This is a genomic window from Pseudomonas sp. FR229a, from assembly GCF_030209115.1.
Classification (GTDB): Bacteria; Pseudomonadota; Gammaproteobacteria; order Pseudomonadales; family Pseudomonadaceae; genus Aquipseudomonas; species Aquipseudomonas moraviensis_A.
Genome location: NZ_JARVSP010000020.1, coordinates 13,978 through 38,548 on the forward strand (window position 1 = coordinate 13,978; position 24,571 = coordinate 38,548).

At 60.5% G+C, this 24,571-nt stretch carries 14 protein-coding genes; 5 read left to right on the forward strand and 9 right to left on the reverse strand.

What is annotated here, in order from left to right; translation table 11 throughout:
- Positions 1 to 49: 49 nt before the first annotated feature.
- The 4 genes from QRN33_RS15050 to QRN33_RS15065 all read right to left on the reverse strand — a co-directional run bounded on the left by QRN33_RS15050 (position 50) and on the right by QRN33_RS15065 (position 5,080).
- A complete protein-coding gene (locus QRN33_RS15050; RefSeq protein WP_285409226.1) occupies positions 50 to 1,126 on the reverse strand; it encodes an SMP-30/gluconolactonase/LRE family protein in 1,077 nt (358 codons plus the stop codon).
- Positions 1,123 to 2,268 carry a sterol desaturase/SRPBCC family protein gene (locus QRN33_RS15055; RefSeq protein ID WP_285409227.1) on the reverse strand — a complete coding sequence of 382 codons (1,146 nt, stop codon included), beginning with the start codon at positions 2,266 to 2,268 and terminating at the stop codon, positions 1,123 to 1,125. The genes QRN33_RS15050 and QRN33_RS15055 overlap by 4 nt, the downstream gene beginning before the upstream one ends.
- A 112-nt stretch (positions 2,269 to 2,380) precedes the next feature.
- A complete protein-coding gene (locus QRN33_RS15060; RefSeq protein ID WP_042610327.1) occupies positions 2,381 to 3,244 on the reverse strand; it encodes a LysR family transcriptional regulator in 864 nt (287 codons plus the stop codon).
- Between the two features lie 108 nt (positions 3,245 to 3,352).
- A complete protein-coding gene (locus QRN33_RS15065) occupies positions 3,353 to 5,080 on the reverse strand; it encodes a hydrogenase maturation protein (RefSeq protein WP_285409228.1) in 1,728 nt (575 codons plus the stop codon).
- A 407-nt stretch (positions 5,081 to 5,487) separates the two neighbouring features.
- Here QRN33_RS15065 and QRN33_RS15070 point away from each other — a divergent pair, with 407 nt between their 5' ends.
- Positions 5,488 to 5,964 (forward strand): MbcA/ParS/Xre antitoxin family protein, encoded by a 477-nt coding sequence (locus QRN33_RS15070; protein ID WP_042610329.1) that lies wholly within the window; start codon positions 5,488 to 5,490, stop codon positions 5,962 to 5,964.
- Complete coding sequence (locus QRN33_RS15075; protein ID WP_064361792.1) at positions 5,961 to 6,455, forward strand: RES family NAD+ phosphorylase; 495 nt, start codon at positions 5,961 to 5,963, stop codon at positions 6,453 to 6,455. The genes QRN33_RS15070 and QRN33_RS15075 overlap by 4 nt, the downstream gene beginning before the upstream one ends.
- Before the next feature lie 221 nt (positions 6,456 to 6,676).
- Here the strand turns inward: QRN33_RS15075 and QRN33_RS15080 are convergent, their stop codons facing one another.
- Entirely contained in the window at positions 6,677 to 6,994 is a 318-nt protein-coding gene (locus QRN33_RS15080; protein ID WP_042610331.1) for an SCP2 sterol-binding domain-containing protein, read from the reverse strand.
- Between the two features lie 63 nt (positions 6,995 to 7,057).
- The gene (locus QRN33_RS15085) at positions 7,058 to 7,768 is read right to left on the reverse strand and encodes a histidine phosphatase family protein (RefSeq protein ID WP_116657616.1); all 711 of its coding nucleotides are present in this window, start codon (positions 7,766 to 7,768) and stop codon (positions 7,058 to 7,060) included.
- A gap of 204 nt (positions 7,769 to 7,972) precedes the next feature.
- Here QRN33_RS15085 and sohB point away from each other — a divergent pair, with 204 nt between their 5' ends.
- The gene (gene sohB, locus QRN33_RS15090) at positions 7,973 to 9,004 is read left to right on the forward strand and encodes a protease SohB (RefSeq protein ID WP_285409229.1); all 1,032 of its coding nucleotides are present in this window, start codon (positions 7,973 to 7,975) and stop codon (positions 9,002 to 9,004) included.
- 66 nt (positions 9,005 to 9,070) lie between these two features.
- Here the strand turns inward: sohB and QRN33_RS15095 are convergent, their stop codons facing one another.
- The 3 genes from QRN33_RS15095 to QRN33_RS15105 form a co-directional block, all read right to left on the reverse strand.
- The gene (locus QRN33_RS15095; RefSeq protein ID WP_039758643.1) at positions 9,071 to 9,565 is read right to left on the reverse strand and encodes a DUF934 domain-containing protein; all 495 of its coding nucleotides are present in this window, start codon (positions 9,563 to 9,565) and stop codon (positions 9,071 to 9,073) included.
- The gene (locus tag QRN33_RS15100) at positions 9,549 to 11,207 is read right to left on the reverse strand and encodes a nitrite/sulfite reductase (RefSeq protein ID WP_042610334.1); all 1,659 of its coding nucleotides are present in this window, start codon (positions 11,205 to 11,207) and stop codon (positions 9,549 to 9,551) included. The genes QRN33_RS15095 and QRN33_RS15100 overlap by 17 nt, the downstream gene beginning before the upstream one ends.
- Before the next feature lie 486 nt (positions 11,208 to 11,693).
- On the reverse strand, positions 11,694 to 11,912 hold the full coding sequence (locus tag QRN33_RS15105; RefSeq protein ID WP_042610335.1) for a DUF2970 domain-containing protein: 219 nt from the start codon (positions 11,910 to 11,912) through the stop codon (positions 11,694 to 11,696).
- 158 nt (positions 11,913 to 12,070) lie between these two features.
- On the opposite strand from QRN33_RS15105, the gene QRN33_RS15110 reads away from it, so the two are divergent.
- Together QRN33_RS15110 and QRN33_RS15115 are read left to right on the forward strand one after the other, a co-directional pair.
- A complete protein-coding gene (locus QRN33_RS15110) occupies positions 12,071 to 19,282 on the forward strand; it encodes an NEL-type E3 ubiquitin ligase domain-containing protein (RefSeq protein ID WP_285409230.1) in 7,212 nt (2,403 codons plus the stop codon).
- Positions 19,283 to 19,421: 139 nt separating this feature from the next.
- A complete protein-coding gene (locus QRN33_RS15115) occupies positions 19,422 to 24,473 on the forward strand; it encodes a dermonecrotic toxin domain-containing protein (RefSeq protein ID WP_285409231.1) in 5,052 nt (1,683 codons plus the stop codon).
- Positions 24,474 to 24,571: the final 98 nt, after the last annotated feature.

Here is a 24,571-nt window from a genome sequence, read left to right on the forward strand (position 1 = left end):
TGAGCCTGCTCGCGATAGCGCAATTCAATTCCGCGCAAATCCCGCTGACTCACTTCAGCGCCGAATCCAACCCTATCCGCCCCATATGCCCCGCCTTCAACGAGCCGAAATACAACCACTGCCCGTACTCGCGCACGGTAGTGATCGGCGAGTAATTGCCATCGCTCGCATCCTGCAGATTGGCGATCACTTTGCCGTCCAGATCCAGACCGAGGACAAACCCACGCTTCTCCACAGGCTTGGGCAAGACCGTCAACGCCCGCACGATCATCTTGCGCAAAAACGGATGTTCAGCCGTGCCGTCGAGCAAGGCATTGCGCGGCGCATACAGGGCTACCCAGAAACGATCGCTGCCATTGAACGAGAGGTTGTCGGGCAGCCCTGGCAAGTTGTCGATGAACACGTCGTGGGTGCCAGCCTTCGGCCCGCTCAGCCAATAGCGGCTGATGCGGTAGGCGCCGGTTTCGTTGACCAGCACATAGGCCTCGTCCGGGCCAAGAGTGACGCCGTTGGCGAATTGCAGTTTGTCGAGCAGCACGCTGGTCTTGCCGGTCTGAAAGTCGTAGCGCAGCAAGCGTCCGTCGGCGCCGTGCTCGATGATGGCCTCGCCGTCCTGGCCGTAGCCCCAACGGCTGGAGGCATCACTGAAGTAGGCGTAGTGGCCTGACTTGTCGACCGCTACATCATCAGTGAATCCGAATGGCACACCGTTGGCTTCCGTGGCCAAAGGAATCATTTGTCCCTGCGCATCCAGCGACAGCAAACCCTTGACCGCATCGGCAATCACCAGCATGCCGTTCGGATGCCGGGCCAGGCCCAACGGGCGGCCACCGGTATCGGCGAGCACCTTGCGCTGCGTGCCGTCGAGGCTGCTGCGAATCAGCCTGCCGTCATGTAATCCGGTGATGAGGAAGTCGTCCTCCAGCAATAAGGCTTCGGGGCCTTCGATGTCGCTCGGCCCGACCTTCGCCACACCTTTGAGCCGCTTGTTGTCCGCGTAGATACCGTCTTTCAGCGAGGGCGCCGGTGGCGGTGTCCAGGCCACCGGTTCGACTTTGGTTGGCAGCAAAAGCACGAAGGCAATGACGAGAACGATCAGCAGGCCCGGCAGATGACGTAATTTCACGCGCTGGCCCTCGCCGCGCCGATGAACTGTGCGGCCGTGGCGCGCAGGGCGAGCATGGACGCCGCAGATTCGCGTTCGATGCGCCGCTTGAGCAACAGGCGATTGGCGAGGCGCATGAGCAAGCCGTCAAAGCGATATTCCAGCGTACGCACGAAGCGCGTGCTGCCAGCCTCCGCCGAGCACTCGTAAGTCAGCCGCAAGGACAAGCCCTGATCGCTTTGCGCGCGGGCGCACCAGCGCCGTCCCGGCAGATATTCCGTCACTTCCCAGCGCAAATGGCCGGCACGTCCGCCGGCATGAATGTCCTCTTCGAAGCGCGCACCGGCATGCAGCGGACCTTGCGGACCGTCAATCTTCAATGAGGAGGGATGCCAGTCCGGCCAGTGACTGACGCTGGCGGCATAGGCCAGCACGGCGACCGGCTCGCCGGCGATGTCGATCTCGTGCTGCATGCGCGTCATGGGCATATCTGAATATCTCAAAGGGGCGGGTTCCGGCTCGCGATACAGCGTGCCGAACAGGTAGTCCATCAAGGGCAGAACGATGTTGAAATTGCGTTCCTGCATGCGCTCGCGGCGATGATGCAATTCATGCAGACGGCGCATCTGGCGGATCCACGGCAAACGGCTCAACGGATTTTGCGGCGGCAGATGTTCGCAGGCATGGAACACTTCGTAGAGCAGATAACCAAGCACCATGCACCCGGCGAACAGTCCGGCGACATTGGCGTTGACCTGCGCGAGCAGCCACCACAGGGGCAGGGTGATCAGCAGCGTATGAATGACGATCAGCCAGGCCGGAAACAGAATCACCCGCCAGTCTCGCGCACTGTCGTAGGTCATATGGCCGGGGGTGAAAAAGCTGTGATGGTCGCCGGCATGCCGGGCGTAGAACATCTTTGCGAACGCTTTTTTCTGATGACCGAGATGGCGATGGACCATGTACACGCCGAAATTGAACAGCAGCAGGGTCAACGGCACGGTCAGCCATTCCAGCCAGCTCACTGAATGCACCGTGCGCCAGAACGCAGCGATAGCGAGAATGCCGAACAGCAGCACGAACATGCCGTGCAGCCATGGGTTGTACAAAGGGTGAATGGCCGCACGGTAGCGGCTGCGAAATGTCTCGGTGGTCTGCCTCAACGCTTTCACCTGCGGGTATTGTCGTTATACCCGGCAGAGTAGCCGATCCGCTGATGTCTGCAGGGCCAACCTTGAGGTCACAAGCGCCATGCTCCGGACTGCGCCTGCGGTGTCAGCTCAGAGGGTTCCAGCGCTGCGACCAGTCGTCATCGGTGCGGATCACTTCGCGGAGCAGATCGAAGGCCTGCTGCAGCACGGCCGAGTCGCGATCGCGCGAATACACCAGGTAGGTCGGGTAGCCGAATTCCGGCGCTTTGGTGACGGCTTCCAGCGCACCGGTTTCCAGATACGTGCGCACGACCCGGGTGCGGAAATAGCCGCTGCCGCCATGTTCGAGGATGTATTGCAGGGCCAGCGGGCCGAGGTTGAAGCTCAGCGCCGCTTTGGCTTTTTCCGGCAGCGCGGCGTCATGTTGACGGCGGAAGTCAGGGCCCCAGTCGATGTAGACGTAAGGATCAGGGCGCTCGGGCGCGCGCACCAGAATCAGCTTTTCTTCCAGCACTTGTTCGACCTGTAGCCCGGGCCAGTATTCCGGCTGATAAACCAGCGCGGCATCGAGCACGCCGAGTTCGAGCTGACGCAGCAGGTTTTCGCCATCGCGGATTTCCATGCGCAACGCATGTCCGGGGATTTTCTCGCGCAGTTCCGCCGCCCAACTGAGCATCAGCGGATTGCACAGGCTGACCTCGCCACCGATGTGCAGAACGTTGTGATAACCCTCGGGCAGCGGCAAGTCGCGGCGCGCGGCTTCCCAGGTCTGCACCAGTTGATTGGCGTAGATCACGAACGCTTCGCCATTGGCCGTCAACTTCGCCCCGGCGCGATTGCGCACGAACAGCGTACTGCCCAATTGGCTTTCGAGTTTCTGCACCCGTGCGGTGATCGCGGTCTGCGTGACGAACAGCTTCTGCGCGGCGGCGGCGAGACTGCCGTGACGAACGATTTCGAGAAAAGTGCGGGCGAGGTCGATGTCCATGGGGCGGGGCCGGTGTCTGGGGTGGGGCGCATTGTAAGTCAAAAGCCCCTCACCCTGGCCCTAACCCTGGGGGAGGGCCAGGGTGAGGGGAAAGCAGACACCACAAGATCAACTGGCCAACTCGGTGCGCTCAAGCAAGCCCACTCGCGCCCAATCCTCTATGAGGCGCGCCGGCGTGCCACACACCCTGCGCTTGTAGACGAAGTGGCTGCACTTTTCGGCAAAGCGATTGCGGTCATGCAGCATGTCCTCCTGCATTTGCTCCAGCTCCGCGTCTCGGCATCGACGGATCAGTGCCTGATCGATCCGCAACTTGCGTTCGCGCACCGCCGCATAAGCGGGATCACTCAATACGCTATTCGCTCGTTGCAGCAGCCACAGGGAAAACTCGTCCGGACTGCGCGGGCCGATCTCCTGAACCATGCCCAGTTGCCAGGCTTGCACCGCACTGATCGGCAGGCAGGCCTGGGTCAATTGCTCGGCGATCGTCGGGCCGACGGCGCGGGGCAGGCTGTAGGTCCAGTATTCCGAGCCATACAGACCCATGCTTTTGTAGTGCGGATTGAGCACGATATCGGCGCGGGCAAACACGATGTCCGCCGCCAGCGCCAGCATCACGCCGCCCGCGCCGGCGTTGCCGGTCACGCCGCTGACCACCAGTTGCCGCGCGCTGAGCAGTTCGGCGCAGACATCGTCGATTGCCTGAATGTTGGCCCAGGCTTCGGCGCCGGGATCCTGCGCGCCTTGAATCACGTTCAGGTGCACGCCGTTGGAAAAACTGCCCCGGCCGCCCCTGATCAGCAGCACTTGCGTATCCCGGGCCTTGGCCCAACGCAGTGCCGCGACCAGGCGCTGGCATTGCTCGGTGCTCATCGCGCCGTTGTAGAACTCGAACGTCAGTTCCCCGACATGCCCGGACTCACGGTAACGAATCGGCTGATACGCTTCGTCGCTGAACGGCTGTGTGGCGATCGACCAGCCCAGCACTGGCACATGGTTGAGTTGTCCGGCCAGCACATGCCGGGCCGGTTGCTTGAAGGTTTCCTCGCTGGGTTGAGGTTTGCGTCGCAGCGCGCCGATCCACAGGCTCTGGTCGCCGGCAGCGATCAACACCGCGTCGTCATGTACCGCAAGAATCTCGCCGGGCGTGCCTCTTCGCGAGTCAAGGTGAGCGTCATACAGGTAATACTGCCGGCCAGCCAGACTTGCCAGCACGCCCGGTTGCCCGTCTGCTGCGTCGATACAGCGCTTGATGACGCGCGCGCAATCGTGCCAGCTGAAGCTGCGATCAGCCTGTTTCATGTTCGGTTGCAGGCGCCCGCGCACGCTGGGATCGGCGTAATCCAGTTCCACCGGCCGGAACCCTTCGACGAATTTTTCCACCACCTCGCGGATGCACACCATCGCCGCATCGCTGACGCGGCCGTTGTACAGCTCGGATTTGCGCAGGCCCGCGGGCAGGTTGAATTCGCAGGTGGCCCACACCGGCCCGGCGTCCATTTCTTCGACCGCCTGCAGCGCGGTGACACCCCAGATCGGCAGTTCGTTGCTGATCGCCCAATCCAGTGCGCTGGCGCCGCGGTCGCCAACGATGCCGGGATGAATGATCACCACCGGACGCCGGGCATCGGCCCAAAGTGCCTGTGGCACACGGTCCTTGAGAAACGGGCAGATCACCAGGTCGGCGCCGCTGTGCTCGACCTGTTCACACACCGAAGCCGGGTCGGTAAACAGCACCACGCTGGGCAAGTGCCCAGCGTGACGCAGTTCCAGCCAGGCCCGTTGCGTCAGGCCGTTGAACGCTGACGCCAGCAGAATGATCTTGAGCGATTGCATGGGATTCTTCCTTGAGTGAGTCGGCCGCAGGCTCCCGGTGAGCCTTCCCTGGCTTTCGATGGAGCGGGAAGCGTACGCAGTGCTTGCACGTCCACAGGTGACCGAGGTCAACGTTGTGTCAGGCAAGGCGAGAATTCACGCGCTGAAATTTCCGTTCAGGTCCTACGGAAACAGGAGTGTTTCGATCAGATACGTGGATATTTCTGACGACTTTTTCAGGTTGGTCGTCGGACGCTGGGGCTATAGCATCAGTCCTGACATTGAAGTCATCGAGCGCACAGATCGCTCCGGACCCGTACAAAGGATGGAACATGCGAATCCCACTGATTGAAAGCCATACGCCTGCTTATTCCCCTCGCCATTACTGGCGCGACGATCGCGCCAGATGCCCCTCGGAGGACGTCGCCATGCCGACTGCCAAAGCGCCCCGGCTCACCGGCTTGAAGAAGCTCGAGGGCAAGCCTCTGGAGTTGCTGTTGCGTGGTCAGGACACCGGCGACGACCCGATGCTCGTCCTGCGCTGCACAAGCGAAGGATTCGAGCTGCTCGATGTGGTCAACATGATTGCCTCCTCCGAGCTGTACCAGCAGGGCGAGATGGTCAAACGCATCACCGGCAGATCCGTGAGAACTGTGCGACGTCTGCTCAAGGAAGGCGCGCCGGTGCGTCTGGACACGCCGCAGAGCATCCTCGCTTATCAATATGCCGCGGCACTGGAACTGGCCACCGAAGTGTTCGGGCGTCAGGCCAAGGCCGAATCCTGGCTGAAGCAACGCGCAACCTACTTCTATGGCTATGTGCCACTCGATCTGGTGGGACACGCGTTGGGGTTCAGGATGGTGGAGGAGTATCTGAACCAGATCAAATACGGGGTTTATCAATGAATCCCTTGCCCTGGGATGATCGCTGGTACGCCTGGCGGCTGGATCGCGCGGTGTACAGCGAAACCTGGGACAGCGGTCTGGGTTCGAAACGGGACGGCGGCCGCTGGAATACGCCTGGACGGCGAGTCGTGTACGCGTCAGTCGATCCATCCACAGCGATTCTTGAGGTGGCCGCCCATGGCAGTTTCGACGCGCTTGATCAGGAACCCTATGTGTTGACCTGTTTTGAAATCGTTCACCAAGCCAGCGTGAGAATCGTGCAGCCGGAGGATGTGCCCAATCCGCACTGGCTCACCCCGATGAAAACCTCGCCCAACCAGCGAAAGTTTGCCGATGCACTGTTGGCTGAACACCCTTTTGTATTGGTGCCTTCGGTGGCAACGAGGCACTCGTGGAATTTGCTGGTGAGTTGCGATCTGGCGGAGGGTCAGTTCAGGATGGTTTCGCAAGAGCGGTTCGGGCTGGATACGCGGTTGTTGCAGGAGGTTTGATCGTATCGGCGAGGTCCTGCGGATCCAAGACCACGCTTGTCAGGTTCCGGAAGGGCTTCGGAGCAAATGAGCCGCTGCCAGCTACATTCGCGGCGGCTCGGTCAGAAAAGAGCTTGATGGAACGGCTGCAGCCAAGCACTAATCCACATTGCAATGACACGCAGTGCTTGAAACGACAAATCCCGCCACATGGGCGGGATTTGTTTGAACCCAGCAGCTTCTTACGAAGGGAACAGCTCGGACAGTTTCATCGACAGCATCATGTCGCCTTCAACGCGCAGCTTGCCGCCCATGAACGCCTGCATGCCGTCGGTTTCGCCGCTGACGATACCTTTCAGGGTTTCGCTGTCCAGCACCAGCGTGCAGTTGGCGTCCGGGTTTTCACCTTCCTGGATGTCGCAGGTGCCGTCTTTGACGATCAGCGCGTATTGCTTGTCTTCGTCGGTGATGTTGAAACCGAAGACCAGGTCCAGACCGGCAGCGGCTGCTGGGTTGAACTTGGCTTGCATTGCTTTTACGGCATCAGCTACGGAGGTCATGGTTCGATCCTTTCTTGGTCATGGGAGCTGGGTGGTTACAGCCAGGGTCACAGTAAGCCGGACTCAGCGAAAAGTGATGAGTTCCGGGGCCTTCAGCAGTTGCAGGTGTGCGTGACTGTTGAAGGAAGCCAGAGCCACCTCGCGACCGCGAAACTTCAGTTGGTTGAGCGAGGTGTTGACGATTTGCCAGTTCAATTCAAAGGCCTGTCGGGCAGGCATTTGCGTAATCAGGTGGAGCAGGGCGGTGATGGTGCCGCCGGAAGTGAACACGGCGATTTTCTGGTTTTTTTCCGCCAGATCGAGAATACGGTGCAGACCGGCCTGAACGCGCTCGACGAAACCCAGCCAGCTTTCCAGCCCCGGGGTGTCATGAGTGCCCGCGAGCCAGCGTTCGACGATCAAAGCAAAGATGCGCTGGAATTCACCGCGGTTCTGCGCGGCATTGCGCAGGATGTCGAGAGCTTCCGGCTCTTCCGGCAGCATCGCCGGGAGCAGGGCGCGGATGACTGCATCGGCATCGAATTCGTTGAAGGCGGAATCGGTTTCAAGAACGGGAACCGGCAGGCCTCTGGCACTGAATTGTTCCAGGGCACTGGTGGCGGTGTGCTGTTGACGACGCAGGTCACCGGCAAGGCAGCGGTCGAAGTTGATGCCCAGATCGGCAAGGTGCTGGCCGAGGATTTCTGCCTGACGCACGCCGGTCGGTGACAGGACGTCGTAATCGTCTGCACCAAAGGAGGCTTGGCCATGTCGTATCAAGTAGATGCTGCCCACGTCCGCGTCGTCCCGGTACGTTGAAGGTCAGGCGAGGTTATGAGGATGGCGGAGAGCTGTCAATGAAAAAACATACGCTTGTTTGAAATGCCCGTTACAGGCGTGTTGCCAGAGGTTTCACGGCTGGCCGACGAGCCGGCGCATGGGTATGCTGGAGCCATTCCGCGTGTGTTTCACGTTCACGCATTGCATTGAGGAGTCTCTGTGGATTTTTTCACCGAATACGCCAGCTTCCTGGCCAAGACTGTCACCCTGGTGGTCGCCATTCTGGTGGTGCTCGCCAGTTTCGCCGCGTTGCGCAGCAAGGGACGGCGCAAATCGGCGGGCCAGTTGCAAGTCAGCAAGCTCAACGATTTCTACAAAGGCCTGCGTGAGCGCCTGGAGCAGACCCTGCTCGACAAGGATCAGCTCAAGGCATTGCGCAAGGGCGAAGCGAAAGCCGAAAAAACCGCGAAGAAGCAGAAGACCCAGCCAGAGCCGAAGTCCCGGGTATTCGTGCTCGACTTCGACGGCGATATCAAGGCTTCGGCCACCGAGAGCCTGCGTCACGAGATCACCGCGCTGTTGACCCTGGCCACGCCGAAGGACGAAGTGGTTCTGCGCCTGGAAAGCGGCGGCGGCATGGTGCACAGCTACGGTCTGGCGTCGTCACAACTGGCCCGAATCCGCGATGCGGGTGTGCCGTTGACCGTTTGCATCGACAAGGTTGCGGCCAGCGGCGGCTACATGATGGCGTGCATCGGCGACAAGATCATCAGCGCTCCATTCGCGATACTCGGTTCCATCGGTGTGGTCGCGCAGTTGCCTAACGTCAACCGCCTGCTGAAGAAGCATGACATCGATTTCGAAGTGCTGACTGCCGGTGAATACAAGCGCACCCTGACGGTGTTTGGCGAAAACACCGAAAAGGGCCGTGAGAAATTTCAGGAAGACCTCGACATTACCCATCAGCTGTTCAAGAACTTCGTCGCCCGTTATCGCCCGCAACTGGCAATCGATGAAGTGGCCACCGGCGAAATCTGGCTGGGGATCGCTGCCCTGGAAAACCAGTTGGTCGACGAACTGAAGACCAGCGATGAATATCTGGCGCAGAAAGCCAGACAGGCCGAGGTTTACCATCTGCATTACGCCGAGCGTAAAAGCCTGCAGGAACGCATCGGCATGGCTGCCAGCGGTTCGGTGGATCGTGTGCTGTTGAGCTGGTGGAGCCGCCTCACCCAGCAACGCTTCTGGTAAACGAGCAGGCATAAAAAAACGCCGGTCAATGACCGGCGTTTTTGTGTCCGCAGTAAATCCGCAGGCTTAGCGCCGACGAAACAACGGCAGCGGCTCGTCACTGGCGGCCTGGTAGGTCACCGAGAAGTCCTTGAGACCTTCCAGCGCTTCGTACGGATCTTTGTCCGCACGAATGGCAAAGGCATCAAAGCCGCAGCGGTGCATGTAAAACAGCTGGTCGCGCAGCACGTCACCAATTGCCCGCAGTTCGCCTTTGAAACCGTAACGGTCGCGCAGCAGACGGGCATTGGAGTAACTGCGGCCATCGGTGAACGCCGGGAAATTCAGCGCGATCACTTGAAACTCACTTACGTCTTCACCGATTTCTTCGGCTTCCTCGTCGGCATCCAGCCACACGCCCAGACCGCCATCACGGGCCTTGAGCATGCGGCTGTGTTCGCGCCACAACTGCAGAGGAACGATCAGATCGTCGCAGTTGCTGATCTCGTCGATGTTGAAATCCTTGGGCAGCAAGTGCCAGGTTTCGTCGACGACTTCGTTGTTCTTAATGATTCGCTGCATAGACGCGTTCCTTGAAGAGGTCGATGCCAATACGCTGGTAGGTGTCGATGAAGCGCTCGTCTTCGGTGCGTTGCTCAACGTACACGTCGATCAGCTTGGAGATCACGTCCGGCATGGCTTCCTGAGCGAAGGACGGGCCGAGGATCTTGCCTAGGCTCGCATCCCGGCTGGCGCTGCCGCCGAGGGAGACCTGATAGAACTCTTCGCCTTTCTTGTCCACGCCGAGGATGCCGATGTGGCCCACGTGGTGGTGACCGCAGGCGTTCATGCAGCCGGAGATGTTCAGGTCCAGCTCACCGATATCGAACAGGTAGTCCAGATCGTCGAAGCGGCGCTGGATCGATTCGGCAATCGGGATCGACTTGGCGTTGGCCAGCGAGCAGAAGTCGCCGCCCGGGCAGCAGATGATGTCGGTCAGCAGGCCGATGTTCGGCGTGGCGAAACCGCCTTCACGCAACTCGCCCCAGAGGGTGAACAACTGACTCTGCTCGACGTCGGCAAGAATGATGTTCTGCTCGTGAGAGGTGCGCAGCTGACCGAAGCTGTAGCGGTCGGCCAGATCGGCGACGGCGTCGAGCTGTTTGTCGGTGATGTCGCCGGGGGCAACACCGGTCGGCTTCAGCGACAGCGTCACAGCGACATAGCCAGGCTTCTTGTGCGCCAGGGTGTTGCGGCTGCGCCAGCGGGCGAAACCCGGATGCTCTTTGTCCAGATCGGCCAATTGCGCGGTCTGGTTTTCGAGGGTCTTGTAGTCCGGATCGACGAAGTGCTTCGCAACGCGATGCAGTTCGGCTTCGGTCAGCGTGGTCTGGCCACCGCGAAGGTGCTCCATTTCCGCATCGACTTTCTGCGCGAACACTTCCGGAGTCAGCGCTTTGACGAGGATCTTGATCCGCGCCTTGTATTTGTTGTCACGACGGCCATAGCGGTTGTACACACGCAGAATGGCGTCGAGGTAGCTCAACAGGTCCTGCCATGGCAGGAATTCGTTGATGAATGCGCCTACCACTGGCGTACGACCGAGGCCACCGCCAACCAGCACGCGGAAGCCCAACTCGCCAGCAGCGTTATGGACAGGTTCCAGACCGATGTCGTGGACTTCAATGGCAGCACGGTCACTGGTCGAACCGTTGACGGCGATCTTGAACTTGCGCGGCAGGTAGGCGAATTCCGGGTGGAACGTGGTCCACTGACGGACGATCTCGCACCATGGGCGTGGATCGATCACCTCATCGGCGGCGACGCCGGCAAACTGATCGGTGGTGACGTTGCGCAGGCAGTTGCCGCTGGTCTGAATAGCGTGCATCTGCACGGTCGCGAGTTCGGCGAGAATGTCCGGGATGTCTTCCACGGCCGGCCAGTTGAACTGCACGTTCTGCCGCGTACTGATGTGGGCGTAGCCCTTGTCGTAGTCGCGGGCAATCCTGGCCATCATGCGCACCTGGCGCGAAGTCAGTTGGCCGTAAGGCACCGCCACCCGCAACATCGGTGCGAAGCGCTGGATATACAGGCCATTCTGCAGGCGCAGGGGGCGGAATTCTTCTTCGCTCAGCTCACCTGCCAGATAGCGTCGGGTCTGATCACGGAACTGCTTGACGCGGTCCTCGATGATCCGCTGATCGTACTCGTCGTATACGTACATATAAGTCCTGTTCTCAGGCTTGGGCTACTCGGAAAACGCTGCGTTTTCGCTTGCTGGAGTCCGATGATGCCTCTGCAATTCTGCGCGCACGGCCGCGCACTCCTGACGGAGCCGGGGCAATATACCCGTTTGCAGTTATGCGCAAAAGTGATGTTTGAGTATATGGAAAGAACCAAATCGCCTAACACGCATCACTGTCAACTAATCCACATTTGTCGTGCGGACAATCATCGTCTTAACTGTGATCGAGTCTTTGTGCAATCACCGATAAAACCGACAAGAGGCGATGCAATGAGCAACCCGACCAAAGCCAGAAAAAGCGACAGCAGTGTCGACGCATGGGCCATTCTGTTCCTGATCATTCTCGTAGTAGGGACAGCGGTCTTCTGGGTCAGCCACCAGTAAGCCAGGTTCCGGGCCTTTTCCTGGGCCCGGCCCCCTGCGCATCCGCATGAAGCCATGTAGCCAACGCCTCAGCGTGCCGGTTCACACCCCGGCCAGATGCAGCACCAGTTTGACGATGGCAAACAGCGTCAACCCGAACAGCGCCGTGAACAGAATGCCCAACATCACGAAATGACTGGGTTTGCCATGGGTAAAGTCTCGTTCCCTGTTTTTGCCGCTTTGTACGCCGAACGCCGCTGCCATGACGCTTTGCAACATTTGCCAAAAGGTCGGCGGTTTGTTGTCGACTGGATCGTCCATAAATCCCTCCGCTGAAAGTTGTGCCTCTCAAGCATAGTCAAATAGCGCTCGGCTGTTCGCAGACACGTCGTTACAACTGCCGCCTCTGCCTATATCCCTGTACCGCTTAAGCCACCCATACAAGTGATGTGCTGTCGCTCCATTTACAGGAGCGATGTATGTCCCCCGATTTCCTTATTCCTCAAGCCACGGACAAGCCTGCACCACCGCCTGCTACCGAGAGCCTGCACGGGCCTTTTCTGGAGGCTGCGGTGCCGCCATGGCTGATCGATGCTTCTGCTCTGAGAAAGGCCGAGTTCAAACAGGCCAGGACCGTCCTGCCGAACTGGTACAGCACCATGGCACCGGCACACCGTCGTGTCTTGCATGAAAGCTACGGCCACAGTTTCAGCACGCAGACGCGATTGGACCAGACCATGGCAGCGTTCAAGGACATTGATGCGTTCGCCCGGCCCATCCTGATGCAGGCGCTGAAAAGCCGTTTTCAGGTCGAGGTTGATGTCGACAAAACCCTGTTATGCCTCCGGCGCCCCATACGCGCCGGTCTCCTCGGCGAGGAAATCGGAACTTACGAATCCTTGACGCTCCCTTTGCTGCAGGCGGCGCTGCACAACTTTGAAAGTGACGAATGTCGGTACGGGGCGTTTCACCGCAGCTCCGGGTTCGCAATCCAGAACCTTGCCACGGAGGTCTACACGGCTGTGCCGGTAAACGTGTCGGTCAGAAACTTTCTCGGCCTGTGCCGTGAACTGGATATCGGTGCGAAGTATCAGGCCTATCTCGATTCGTTTTTCCATCCTGAAAACCCCAAGGCCGAGGCGAGGTTGCGCCGGCGGTTCATTGCCAGCCAGAAAACAGCCATGCGTGCGGCGGCTGATCGGGCTTTGTTGAGCAGGGACATTCTGCCGGAAGACCACGCGATGATCATTTCGGTCATCAGAGGCGAGCGACATCCCAGAATCGGTCGCAATCAGGTGTGGTTTCAGGACCTGAGCCTGATGAGGCACAGGTTGGTGGGGTGTGTTGCGTTCAAGATCGCCGAAAGGAATCGCCCCACCGAGGCAGTGATTCTTTATGTGCCGAATGATCCGGTACATCCGCTGAAGCGCTATACCGGCACGCAAATGCAGAGCACCTTCAAGCGGCTGCTTACCGCTCGTGTTCCACGGCAGTCGGCAGACATCGAACCGACGCCTTACCAGCGGTTTCTGAGCCAGTTCTTGCCCTACGAAAAACGTCCTTACTATTTCAGCCAGTTCGTGAAGGTTGCCGACTCTGCGTCCGACTGGCTGACGTCGCCCTGGCGCAAAATACTGGAAGCCACACTGACCGCAATCGAGATATGGAAAACTTCGCCCAAATACGCGAAGAGAGTGCCGGAGCCCGATCCCTACATTGCCGCCGCGTTGATGCCCCACGTGCAGGCTTTTCCTTGGGCTGCCAATTCCGACCTGTGGACTTACCTCTATGAAAAGCACCGCGAGAAGGTCTTCGCTGATGCCCGCTGCCACGCGGTTCCAACCGCCGACGTGGACGCCAGTGCACGCAACGCCAAGCTGTCAGGCCTGCTGCAATTCGGCCTGCTGGCGCTGAATGGGGCGTCGATGTTTGTGCCGGTGCTGGGCGAGATCATGCTGGTGGTGATGGCCGGCCAGTTGTTGTTCGAAACCATCGAGGGCGTGGTCGAATGGAGCGAGGGTGACAGGCACGCCGCCAAGGCGCACTTCGTGGATGTGGCGGAGAACCTCGCGCAGATTGCGGTCATGGCGGCAGCCGGCGCGGGTTTCAAACGGCTGACGGCGGTAAAGGCGGAGCCGCTGATCGAGCAACTGCATCCCGTGACTCTGCCCACTGGCGAAACCCGTCTGTGGAAGCCCGACTTCAGTGGCTATGAACAGCACCTCACGTTGAGTGAATCAGTGCGGCCGAATGCACAGGGGCAGTACCGGATCGACGGCAAAATCTGTTTCCGCCATGGCGGCAGGTTCTACGAACAGACACTCGATGAGTCAACCGCTCAATGGCGTCTCAAACATCCCAGCGATGCCGACGCTTATCAGCCAGTCCTGAGTCATAACGGTCAGGGCGCCTGGCGGCTGGCGCTGGAGCAGCCGATGGACTGGGAGCGACTGACCCTCCTGCGGCGCATGGGGCATATCACCGACGACTTCAGCGATGAATCCCTGTTGATGCTCGCCGATATCAGCGCCGTCAGTGACAACGCCTTGCGCAAAATGCACATGGATCATCTACCGCCACCTCCTGAATTGCACGACGCGATGCGCCTGTTTCGCGCCGATAGGGGAGCCAGGCAAATGATCGAGCAACTGCGCGGAGCGAGGCCCATTGATGAGGGGTATCTGTACGCACTGCCTCTGGTCACCGAAATGCCGCACTGGCCGGCTGATCGGATACTGGAGTTTTTCCTCGGTGCCGAGGGCGAAGGATCGTCGATTCGGTACGGTGCGCAGACGTCACTGCCCGGGTTTGATCGCAAACCGGTCATCCGTATCAGCCGTGCGCAGGTATTGAACGGAGAAATGCCTGCACGAATTCTGGCAGCGCTGCAGGAAAACGAAGTACGCCAGCTCCTGGGCCCGGCCGACGCGCAGTTTCGTCCAGCGAGGCCAGACGCATTCAGTCGCAGGCTCGCCGATTATGCCCATACACGACAGTCGGCCATTTTCGACAGCCTTTACCGAGGCAGCGAACCGCTGGGCATACGTGGGCGCATGCTGCAGCGTGAATGTCCCGGACTCAGCGATGCGGCCGCAGAGGATGTGCTCGATCATGCAACGGCGGCGGAACTGGCTCGAATGGACGCTGCCGGGCGCTCCCCGTTGAAAATGCTCGAAGAGGCTCGCTGGCATGCTCGCCAGGGACGCCAGGTTCGTGCATTCGCCGGTTTGCACAGCGAGAACCTGGCTTCGGCAGACAGCCGAAGGCTGGCACTGTTTGCGCTGAAGCAGTTGCCAGGATGGCCGCAGACATTGCGCCTGGAAATTCGCGAGGGCAGCACAACCGGCGCGCTGCTCGACAGCATCGGTGAGCCCGCGGCACCGGTGAAACGCTATCTGGTCAAGAACGGGCCTGCTTATCAGGCCTTCGATGATCGCGCAGAAGCGCTCAACAGGTTATCGAATGCAGAGGACAGCTTCTATCATTCGCTCCTGCACGCGCTGCCCGATGACATACGCTTGGCCATTGACTTGCCGGAAGGAAGCCCTGGCAGCGAACTGCAACATAAAATCATCGGCTCGGCCCATGCGCATCGACGCCAAGCTGCGCACGTTCTGGCGCCGCAAGCCAAAGCGTTCAAACCACCGGTGCGGGTGAGCGCGAGGCTCAAGGGCTATTACGCCAGTGGCCGAGGCCCAAATCTTGCGCCATCTCTGGAGTCACGGGTGGCGCATCTCTATCCGCAGGCGCGGCAGGCCGAGGCGTTCCTCACCCAGCAACGCGGCAGAAGTAATGCGCAGATCTTCAGCGAACTGGAGTCCCGGCGGGAAGACTGGGAAAGACTCGATACCACCCTGGAGCAATGGCAGGCAGGCCCGACCGGGAGCCAGGCCGCGCTGCACAGGGCGCAAGTTGCTCAGGCACTCAGGAATGCCTGGCGCAATGGCCCGTTGGCCGGGCAAGAGGCCGAAGCCGGGCGCCTGTCGCTGGTGTGCGATACGCCGTTGCCTGCGCTCTCCACCCGTTTTGCCCATATCAATGAACTGTCCCTGACGGGACTGGGCATAACGGATGCCAATGCGGACAGTTTTCTGGCGGCCTTCCCGAATGTCACGGATTTGTCGATCGGCGAACTGGGGCAACAGGCCGTTGGCCCCATGTCTGGGACCGGCGCGCTGACGACGCTGCCGGAGGCGGTCGGCCGAATGCCCGGACTGACCCGTCTGCGTTTTTCCACCGATGCCCCGTTACTGGCGCCGAGCTTTTCTCAACGGCTCAGCTCGCTTGCCAGGCTTGAAGCGCTGCGCATCGATTACTCAGGAGTCGACTCAACCACTCTGCATGAACTTGACCTGACGCCACTGACCCGCCTGCGCAGCCTGCGCATTGACGCGCCCCGTGCCTTGTGGCGATGGCCCGCGTACGTTGAGCGCCTTGCGCTTCTTGAGCGTCTGGATCTGACGCATACGTTGATAGAGACGCTGCCCGAATCGCTGTATCACGATCAAGAGCAGCTTTGGGCCGGGCTGGCGCTCGACTGGTCGAGGGTGACCCCGGCGACCTTCCGGCGCGCTTACGAATACGTCAGCCAATATTCCGGCCCACTGGGCCACCTGCTCGATCTGCATCAGATGGTCGGCGAGTTCTGCCGCGCCGAGCTCGACACGATGGCGCCAATGCCGAATTTCACTGACCCGTTATCCGCAGCGTTCAACGCGGCCTGGGGGACACCGCAGGCCAGAGTGACCGCCATCGAACAGCTTCGGGCGGAGCATGAAGCCATTTTCGCGGCGTTCTACACACCCTCCCTGCGGCATGGAACACGCTATGCGACCCTCCGGCGCCAGTGGTCCACGGGGCCTAACGCCGACGTCGTCAGCGCGCTCAAAACCAACTGGTATGGCACGGTTCGCCAACGGTACGGCCTGACCGCCAACGTGGCGACATTTGACCTGCCGGTGACCCGATCAGGCCACGCCATATCGCCGGCTACAGACTTGATCACCGAGTTGCCGCCACTGCCGGCAGGCAGTTTCTCCCACGTGCGGACAGTGCGCCTGGGAAGGCTGGACGTCCCCATCGAACAGGCTCGGCACTTTCTCCGCGCGTTCAGTCATGTCGAATCACTTGAATTCAGCGGTAATACCTTCACCGAGCTGCCCTTTGCGCCGGATGAGCTGTCAGCGCTGACGCATCTGGATGCAGCGGGCAACAGGATCGAGGTTACGCCTGTCGTGCAGCGGCAGATCGACGGGTTGCAGCGTCTCAGAAGGTTGAATTTGAGTAACAACCCGCTGGGCAACATCAATGTCAGCCTGTTGAGCCGATTGCGTGCCCTGAGCCTGAGATCGACGCAGTTGCGAACCTGGCCCGCCGGTGCCGAAAACCTGCCTCGGTTGACCTGGCTCGACCTGCGAGACAATCGGGTCTTGTCGCTGCCACCGTCGGTGTTGGCCCATCCCGACGCGCTGATGAGAGCCAACCTGACCGGTAACGTATTCAGTCCTGAGGGTGAAGCAAGCCTGCACGCGGCGCTGCGGCGTATCGAGCAGGAACGGTGGCTGGGGCAGGGCACGCTGGCGCGATTCGGCGCAGAACCGGTGCCGGAGGCTTTCCCTCCTGCGGAAACAGGCTGGTCGTTTATCGATCTGATGCTCTCGCTTCCGGAAGCTGCGACGGTGCTTCAAGGGCAAACGGGGCCGTCGACGCAGTTGCAACGACTGACTCGCCTCATGCCGGTCGAGCAAGCGCGGCTTCACTTGCAGAATCTGCGGGCGTCGGGGGCGAGCGATGCGCAGGTCGAAGCACGGATCACCGAATGGCAGCACCTTGGCGAGGCATTGGTCCGTCGGGCGAATGATTGGCTGTACACCCGCGAAGTGCGCACGGACACCTACAGGATCAATGCGCGAGACCGATCGGTCGCGGCGAGGCGCCTCTTCGAAGCCTGGCTGGACGGGCTCACAGAGCCTGTCGACAGGGCCCGGCTGGATCTGGATTTCCAAGGCCTGCAAACCGGTGATTTGCCGGAACTGGCAGTGCCGATTCCAGCAGTCAGAACGCTGGATCTGAGCCGCGTGGGCATGACCACGCGGGGCTCGGACGGGTTTCTCGCGGCTTTTCCCCACGTCGAAACCTTGTACATCAGTGGCAATCCCTTGGGGTCGGTGCCTGCGCCGGTACTGCGAATGCAGCATCTGCAACATCTGGAGATGCAGTATTGCGATCTCGCGGACGCGACGGACCTTTACCCGTTGCTGGCCCGTGCGCGTCTTCGCAGGCTGGATGTCGGCTACAACGAACTTCGTGTCTTCAACCCGCCCGACTTTGGCGCTGTCCAGACCCTGGACTTGCGTTACAACCACCTGACTGCATGGCCTGGCCGTGTATTCGAAGCGCCGCAGTTGCATAGCTTGAACCTGAGCGGCAACGAGCTCACACGCATTCCCGGGGAATTGTTCAGCGGCGAGCACGAGCGTCTGATCCGGGGGACTGACCTCTCCGAGAATCGACGCTTGTCCCTTTCTGCTTTGCAGGACATGCGCCGCTATGCGCGTGAGCAGTCGGCGTCGCACGTGCTGGGAATGTCACGCCGAAACATTGAAACGATGATCGACACACACCTTTTCGGCGATCTGTTCGGTGGCGCAGAAGCGGCCGGCATTCCCGAAGACAACGTCGGCAATGTGGACCTTGACGATCCTGAGGCCGCTGTCCTGCCTGTCGAAGAGGTCCTGGATCCGCTCAACGATGTGGCTCCGAGATCAAGAGATCCGTGGCTCCAGCGCAGCGACGTGACGCTCGCGGCTCGCAGAGCGGACATCTGGGCGCAACTGGCGCAAGAGCCCGATCACCAGCGTTTTTTTCAGTTGCTGCGTTTGTTGCGCGACACGGACGACTTCCGGCTGGTACCGGCCGACCTGACGCGCAGAATGTGGGATGTCATGCAGGCAGCCACCGAGAGCAGCGAACTGCGCCAGTTGCTGTTTCTCGGCGCTGAAAGCCATGGCACGTGCCCGGACGGGCGGATTCTGACATTCAGCGACATGGAAGTGCGGGTGTCGGTGTATCGGGCACTGCACGACATCCCGGTGCATCGGATGGCGCTAAAGGGCCGGGCTTTATTGCGTCTGTCCCGGCAATTGTTTCGTCTGGACAGGATCGAGACGCTGGCTGACGCCGCAGGGCGGGGCAGGGATCGTGCCGAGGTGCGCCTGAAATATCGTATCGGTCTGACCGGTGGCTGGGGCGATGGGGTGGATCTGCCCGGGCAGCCGGCCTACATGCTCTATGACGAACCCCTCAGCGGTGAACTGCTGACTCAGACCCGGGCCTCGATCCTCGAGGCGGAGCGGACCGATGCACTGCCACTGAGCATGATCGCCCGCGATTACTGGATCACCTATCTGGAGGAACGCCTCCCGCTGGAGATGCAGGCGATTGACTCCGCGGTTGATCAGCAACGCCAAGAACGCTGGAGTGCGTTGGATGATCGGCTCTCCCGGGGTGAAATCGATGCGCGAGAGTACGATCGGGAACTGGTCGATCTGGGCAAGGCCATGGAACGGCTGCTCACCCAGAAACGTCTCGAGCTGACACGTCGGGAGATCGTCGATCTGCAGAGCTTTGCCGATGAGGCCGCAGAAGGTAATCGAGTCACACCGACACCGGGACCTTCGAGCCGCCCTTGACGGGCGCTGGCTGGCGCTGAAGATTGCGCCGTGAGTGATACATATCAGGTTACTCACGGCCGCACCGGCAATACCCGGATACCGCAGATCCGCTGACGGGACATGGTCTGCTGATCGCTCCATCAAACCAGGAGTGATCATGGTCACTATCCCATCCAACCCAGAGACGCCGCACGCTGCGCCGCCCGCACGAGTTGTCGCTGACAGCCAGCCGACAAAGCTCAATACAACGCAAAGCCTGCACCGGGATTTTCTCGAAAAGTCCATCCCGCCGTGGCTGTCCAGTGCTTCGTCGCAACGGCGCGAAGCGCTCAAAAACCTTCCGACTGTGCTGCCAGCGTGGTACCTCGACGCGACGCCGGCACAACGCAAGACGCTGGCCGACAGCATGAAGGCCAGTGTTGTCGCCCAGAACGATCTAGATAGAACCATGGCGACCCTTCAGGACGTCGAGACATTTGCCAGGCCATTGCTGCTCAAAGCGCTCAAGGACCGGCATCAATTACAAATCGATATCGACAAGACGTACCTGGGCCTGCGGCGTCCCGTCGAACTGGGCATTGAAAAGATCGAGCTGGCGTCCTTCGAGGTCCTCAAACTGTCGATGCTGGAAGCCGCGCTGCACAACTTCGAAGCTGACGAATGCAAGCAGGGTGCCTATCACTCGACGTCGGGTTTCGTGGTAGCCACCTCCACCCCAGGTACATTCGAGCACGTGAGCATCGGCCTGACGGTGACGCAGTTCCTGACGCTTTGCCGAGAGCTGGATGTCGGCAAGCAGTATCAGAGCTATTTGACGACATTCTTCCACCCGTCCGATGCGGTGGCAGAGGCGGTGCTCAGCGAGCGCTTCATTGCCAGCCAAAAGGCGACGATGCGCGCCGCAGCCGATCAGGCGCTGTTGCAAAAAGACATTGAGCCGGCGGATCACGCAATGATTGTGTCGGTGATCAACGGCAACATGCACCCGTGGATGGGCGATAAACAGGTCTGGTTCAGTGACCTGGGCGTGATGAAGAAAAGGCTCACCGGCTGCGTGGTGTTTGTCATTTGCCAGAAGTACCGCTACAGCGACGAGTTGATCCTTTACATCCCTCACGATCCGGAGCACCCGCTCAAGCGCTACACCGTCCAGCAGATGCGCGATGAATTCAAGCGCTTGCTTACCGCCCGCGATCCCGTCCAAGAGCCCGGCGCAGAACCGACCGCGTACCAGCGCTTTCTCAGCCAGTTTCTGCCGTATGACCAGCGTGGGTATTATTTCAGCCAGTTCAGACAAAAGGCGGCCGGTTCCCCGAGCGATGCCTGGGCAATATGGCGCTCGCCATGGCTGGCTGTGGCGCAGGTACTGGCGGGCGGTTCGGTGTTCACCCGGATCCGTGAACTGCCACCCGAGCGTGAGATCAGGTGGGATCCTGTGCCGGATCCCTACATTGCGCCATCGACGTTCGGTCGCAGCGGACGGGGGATTTGGGCGCCCAATGAGGATCTCTGGCAATACCTTTACACCCAGAGTCGCGCCAAGGTATTGGCCGACGCACGCAGCCATGCCGTGCCATCGGCGGATGTCGATGCGAAGGCCCGGGACGCCAAGCTCGCTCATCTGCTGCAGATCGGCATGCTCGGCCTGAACCTGGTCTCGATGTTCGTGCCGGTGCTGGGCGAGGTCATGATGGTGGTGATGGCCGGGCAATTGCTGAATGAAACCCTGGAAGGCGCGATTGAATGGAGTGAGGGCGATCGGCGGGCGGCGAAGGATCACCTGATCGATGTCGCGGAGAATCTGGCGCAGATTGCGTTGATGGCGGGGGTGGGGGCCGGGGTGCAGAAAATCTCCAGTGCCAGAGCCGTGCCGGTCATCGAGCGGCTGCAGCCGGTCACACTGCCCGACGGCGAAGCTCGCCTGTGGAGAGCCGACCTGAGAGCCTACGAGTCCGCTGTCACGCTGCCAGACAGCCCCGGCCCGAATCCTGCCGGCCAGCATGTGCTGGAAGGTCAGACCTTCATCCGCCAGGGCGGTAAGGTCTACGAGCAGTTTTACGATGAGTCGATCAGCAAATGGCGCATCAAGCACCCGACCGATGCCCGCGCCTGGCAGCCAGTGCTCGAGAGCAACGGACGCGGTGCCTGGCGGCATACGCTGGAGCGGCCGCGGGACTGGGATCGTCTGACCCTGCTGCGGCGCATCGGCCACGAAACCGAAGCCTTCACCGACGCGCAGTTGATCAAGGCTGCCGATATCAGCGGTGTCAGCGACGCCGCTCTGCGCAAGATGCACGTCGATTCTGCGCTGCCTCCACCGGAACTGACCCAGGCCATGCGCGTGATGCAGGCGGATAGCAACGCGGCACTGGTAGTCGAACAGTTGCGCGGGACAAAACCGATCGACGAACTGTATCTCTATGCGTTGCCGCTGATCACCGAAATGCCGCGCTGGCCGGCGAACCGGGTGCTGGAAGTATTCGACGGCGAGCAACTGTCCGGCATGTCGGTCAGGTACGGTTCCGCACGGCGCTTTCGCGACGTCGGCGTCAAGGCACCGATTCAGATATCGCGGGCCGATATTCTCAGCGGTGGCCTGCCAGCACATATCCTTGCGGCGCTGGACGAGTCGGAAGTCACCCGGCTCCTGGGCGAGCAAGGCGCACGCGTGCGCGATGCACGGCCGGCTGAGTTCGGCAAGCAGATCGCCGACTACGCCGACACTCGTCAGCCGGCGATCTACGACAGCCTTTACAAGGGAACCGACCCCATCGATTCGCGGATTGCGCGTTTGCAGAAGGCCTGCCCTGGACTCAGCGAACCCGCGGCACAAACGGTGCTGGCCCATGGACGCCCCGAAGATCTCGAGCGACTGGACTCAGGCCATCGAGTGCCGCTACGCCTGCTGGAAGAGGCACGCTGGTACGCCCGCCAAAGCCGACAAGTTGCGGCCTATGCCGGCCTGCGCAGTGAAAACGTCGCTTCTGCGGACAGTCGGCGCTTGGCGTTGCACACGCTGGAGCAGCTGCCGGGTTGGACCGACAGCGTTCGCATTGAAGTTCGCGAGGGCAATGACGCCGGCCTGCTGCTCGACAGCATCGGCAGTGAAACAGCCAGCGAGAAGAAATACCTGATCAAGAAAGGCGCTCAGTTTCAGGCGTTCGACGAACTCGGTCTTGCACTCAACAGCCTGCCGCGCAACGGCGACAACTTTTACTCATCGATCATGCATGCCTTGCCTGATGACGTGCGCCGCAGCCTCGGTGTGCCCGAGGTGGGGCAGTCCGCCCGGTTACAGCAAAAGATCATCGATCATGCCGATCGGCATCAGGCGGATGCGCCTGCGCTGCTCGCGCCGCAGGTCAAATGGATCAAGCCGCCCGTGCGTGTGAACACTACGTTGATCGGTTACCCCGCGAGCGGACGCGGCGCCGGGTTGCAAATGAACCTGACCGATCATGTGTGCGATGTCTATCCGCAGCTTACCTACGAACAGGCTAACGGTTTCATTCTCGAGCAGTACCGGACGGGTAAAGACGACAACGCGATTTTCCAGCTGTTGCAATCACGCCGCGAAGAATGGCAGCAGTTGAACAGGACGCTGGATGAATGGGCAGGCACATCCACGGCGGCGCCTTGGGAACGTTCCGCAACGGATCACAAGTTTCGCGCCGCGCAAGCGTTGAAAACCTGCTGGCGCAACGCCTTGTCCACCGGAGTTTCAGGTGCCGATGAACTTTCGATACTCACTTATGACCCGCTGCCAGAGCTGACGGCAGACTTCGCCCATGTGCGTAAACTTTCGATTGGCGGCAATGGCATCACCGACGCCAATGCGGACGCCTTTCTGGCGCGATTTGCCAACGTGCAAAAGCTGTCGCTGGGGGAGCGTGGCAGTCTGTTTGGCGCCTACATGGCGCATGAGCAGGCACTGACAACCTTGCCTCTGACTGTGACCCGGATGTCTGCACTGAGGAAACTCAAGTTCAGGACGGCAGCCACGGTGATGGCCTCCGACCTGTCGAGCAGACTGAGTACGCTGACCGCCCTTGAGGAGCTTCATCTTGCTTTCCTCGACGGTGGGAGCCATGCCGCTGGCCTGGATCTGACGCCCCTCAGACGCCTGAAGAAACTCCGGATCGAAGCGTCGGGCCTGACGCAATGGCCGGCCTATGTGCAGCAACTGCCTGAACTGGAACGACTGGACCTGACGCAGACCGCCATCGCTTCCATTCCCCAATCGCTCTATGTCGGACACGAAAGACTCTGGGCAGGTTTGTCGCTGGACTGGTCCATGTTCTCCCATGAAGCGTTCAAACCCGCTTACGACTATGTGAAAAACTACATGGGGCAGTGGCGACATCTGGTCGATCTGGACTTGATGGTTCGTCGCTATTGCGCCGGAGAACTGCAGTTCCTCACGGGCGAAGCCGGCCGCCTCAACCCGTTGCCTCAGCGCATCATGACCCTCTGGAATACCCCGGAAACCCGGCTCAAGGCTGTGGAGATTCTGCGTGTGGAGCACACCGCAATTTTCCGCCAGTTCTACGAGGCCACGGCATCCGATGGATTGCGCACTGCAATTCCCGCCGCCCGCTGGCAAGCGCAGCCCAATGCACGGGTGGTACGTGCTCTGGAAAAGAACTGGCGTGCAGCCATCCGCCGGCGCTATCGCTTGAACGACGACGTTCGCCCTTTCAATGGGACGAACTGGGCAGCCAGTATCGATCTCGACGATGCCGGTGTGTTTGAACTGGTGGACACTGCATGGGTACAGGGCGAGGAGTCGGTCAGTGAGCTGCCGCGATTGCCAACCGGTGCGTTTGCTCACGTGCAGAGCGTTCGGCTGGACCGGTTGAATGTGCCGATCGACCAGATTCGCGATTTTCTCCAGGCATTCAGTGGCACCACCAGCCTGGAAGTCACCGCCTGCGGATTGACGGAACTGCCGGTCCGGCCCGCCGATGCAAGCCACCTGACGCAACTGGACGTGTCTCTCAACCTTATCGGCGTTACCCCTGAGGTGCAGAGTCAGTTCAATGCCCTGAACAAACTGGAGCATCTCAATGCCCGGCTCAATCGCCTGGACACACTGGACGTTTCTCGCCTCCGGGCTCAAGACGTTGAACCTCAGCTCCAACGGCTTCAATCAATGGCCGACCGGGGCGGAAAGCCTGCCGCACTTGCGGACATTGGATTTACGTCATAACACCATTGGGTCGCTCCCCGATCAGGTGCTTGCCAACGACGCTGTGCTGCTGAAGACCCGTCTGCAGAACAACCGCTTCAGTACTCAAGGCGAGGCGG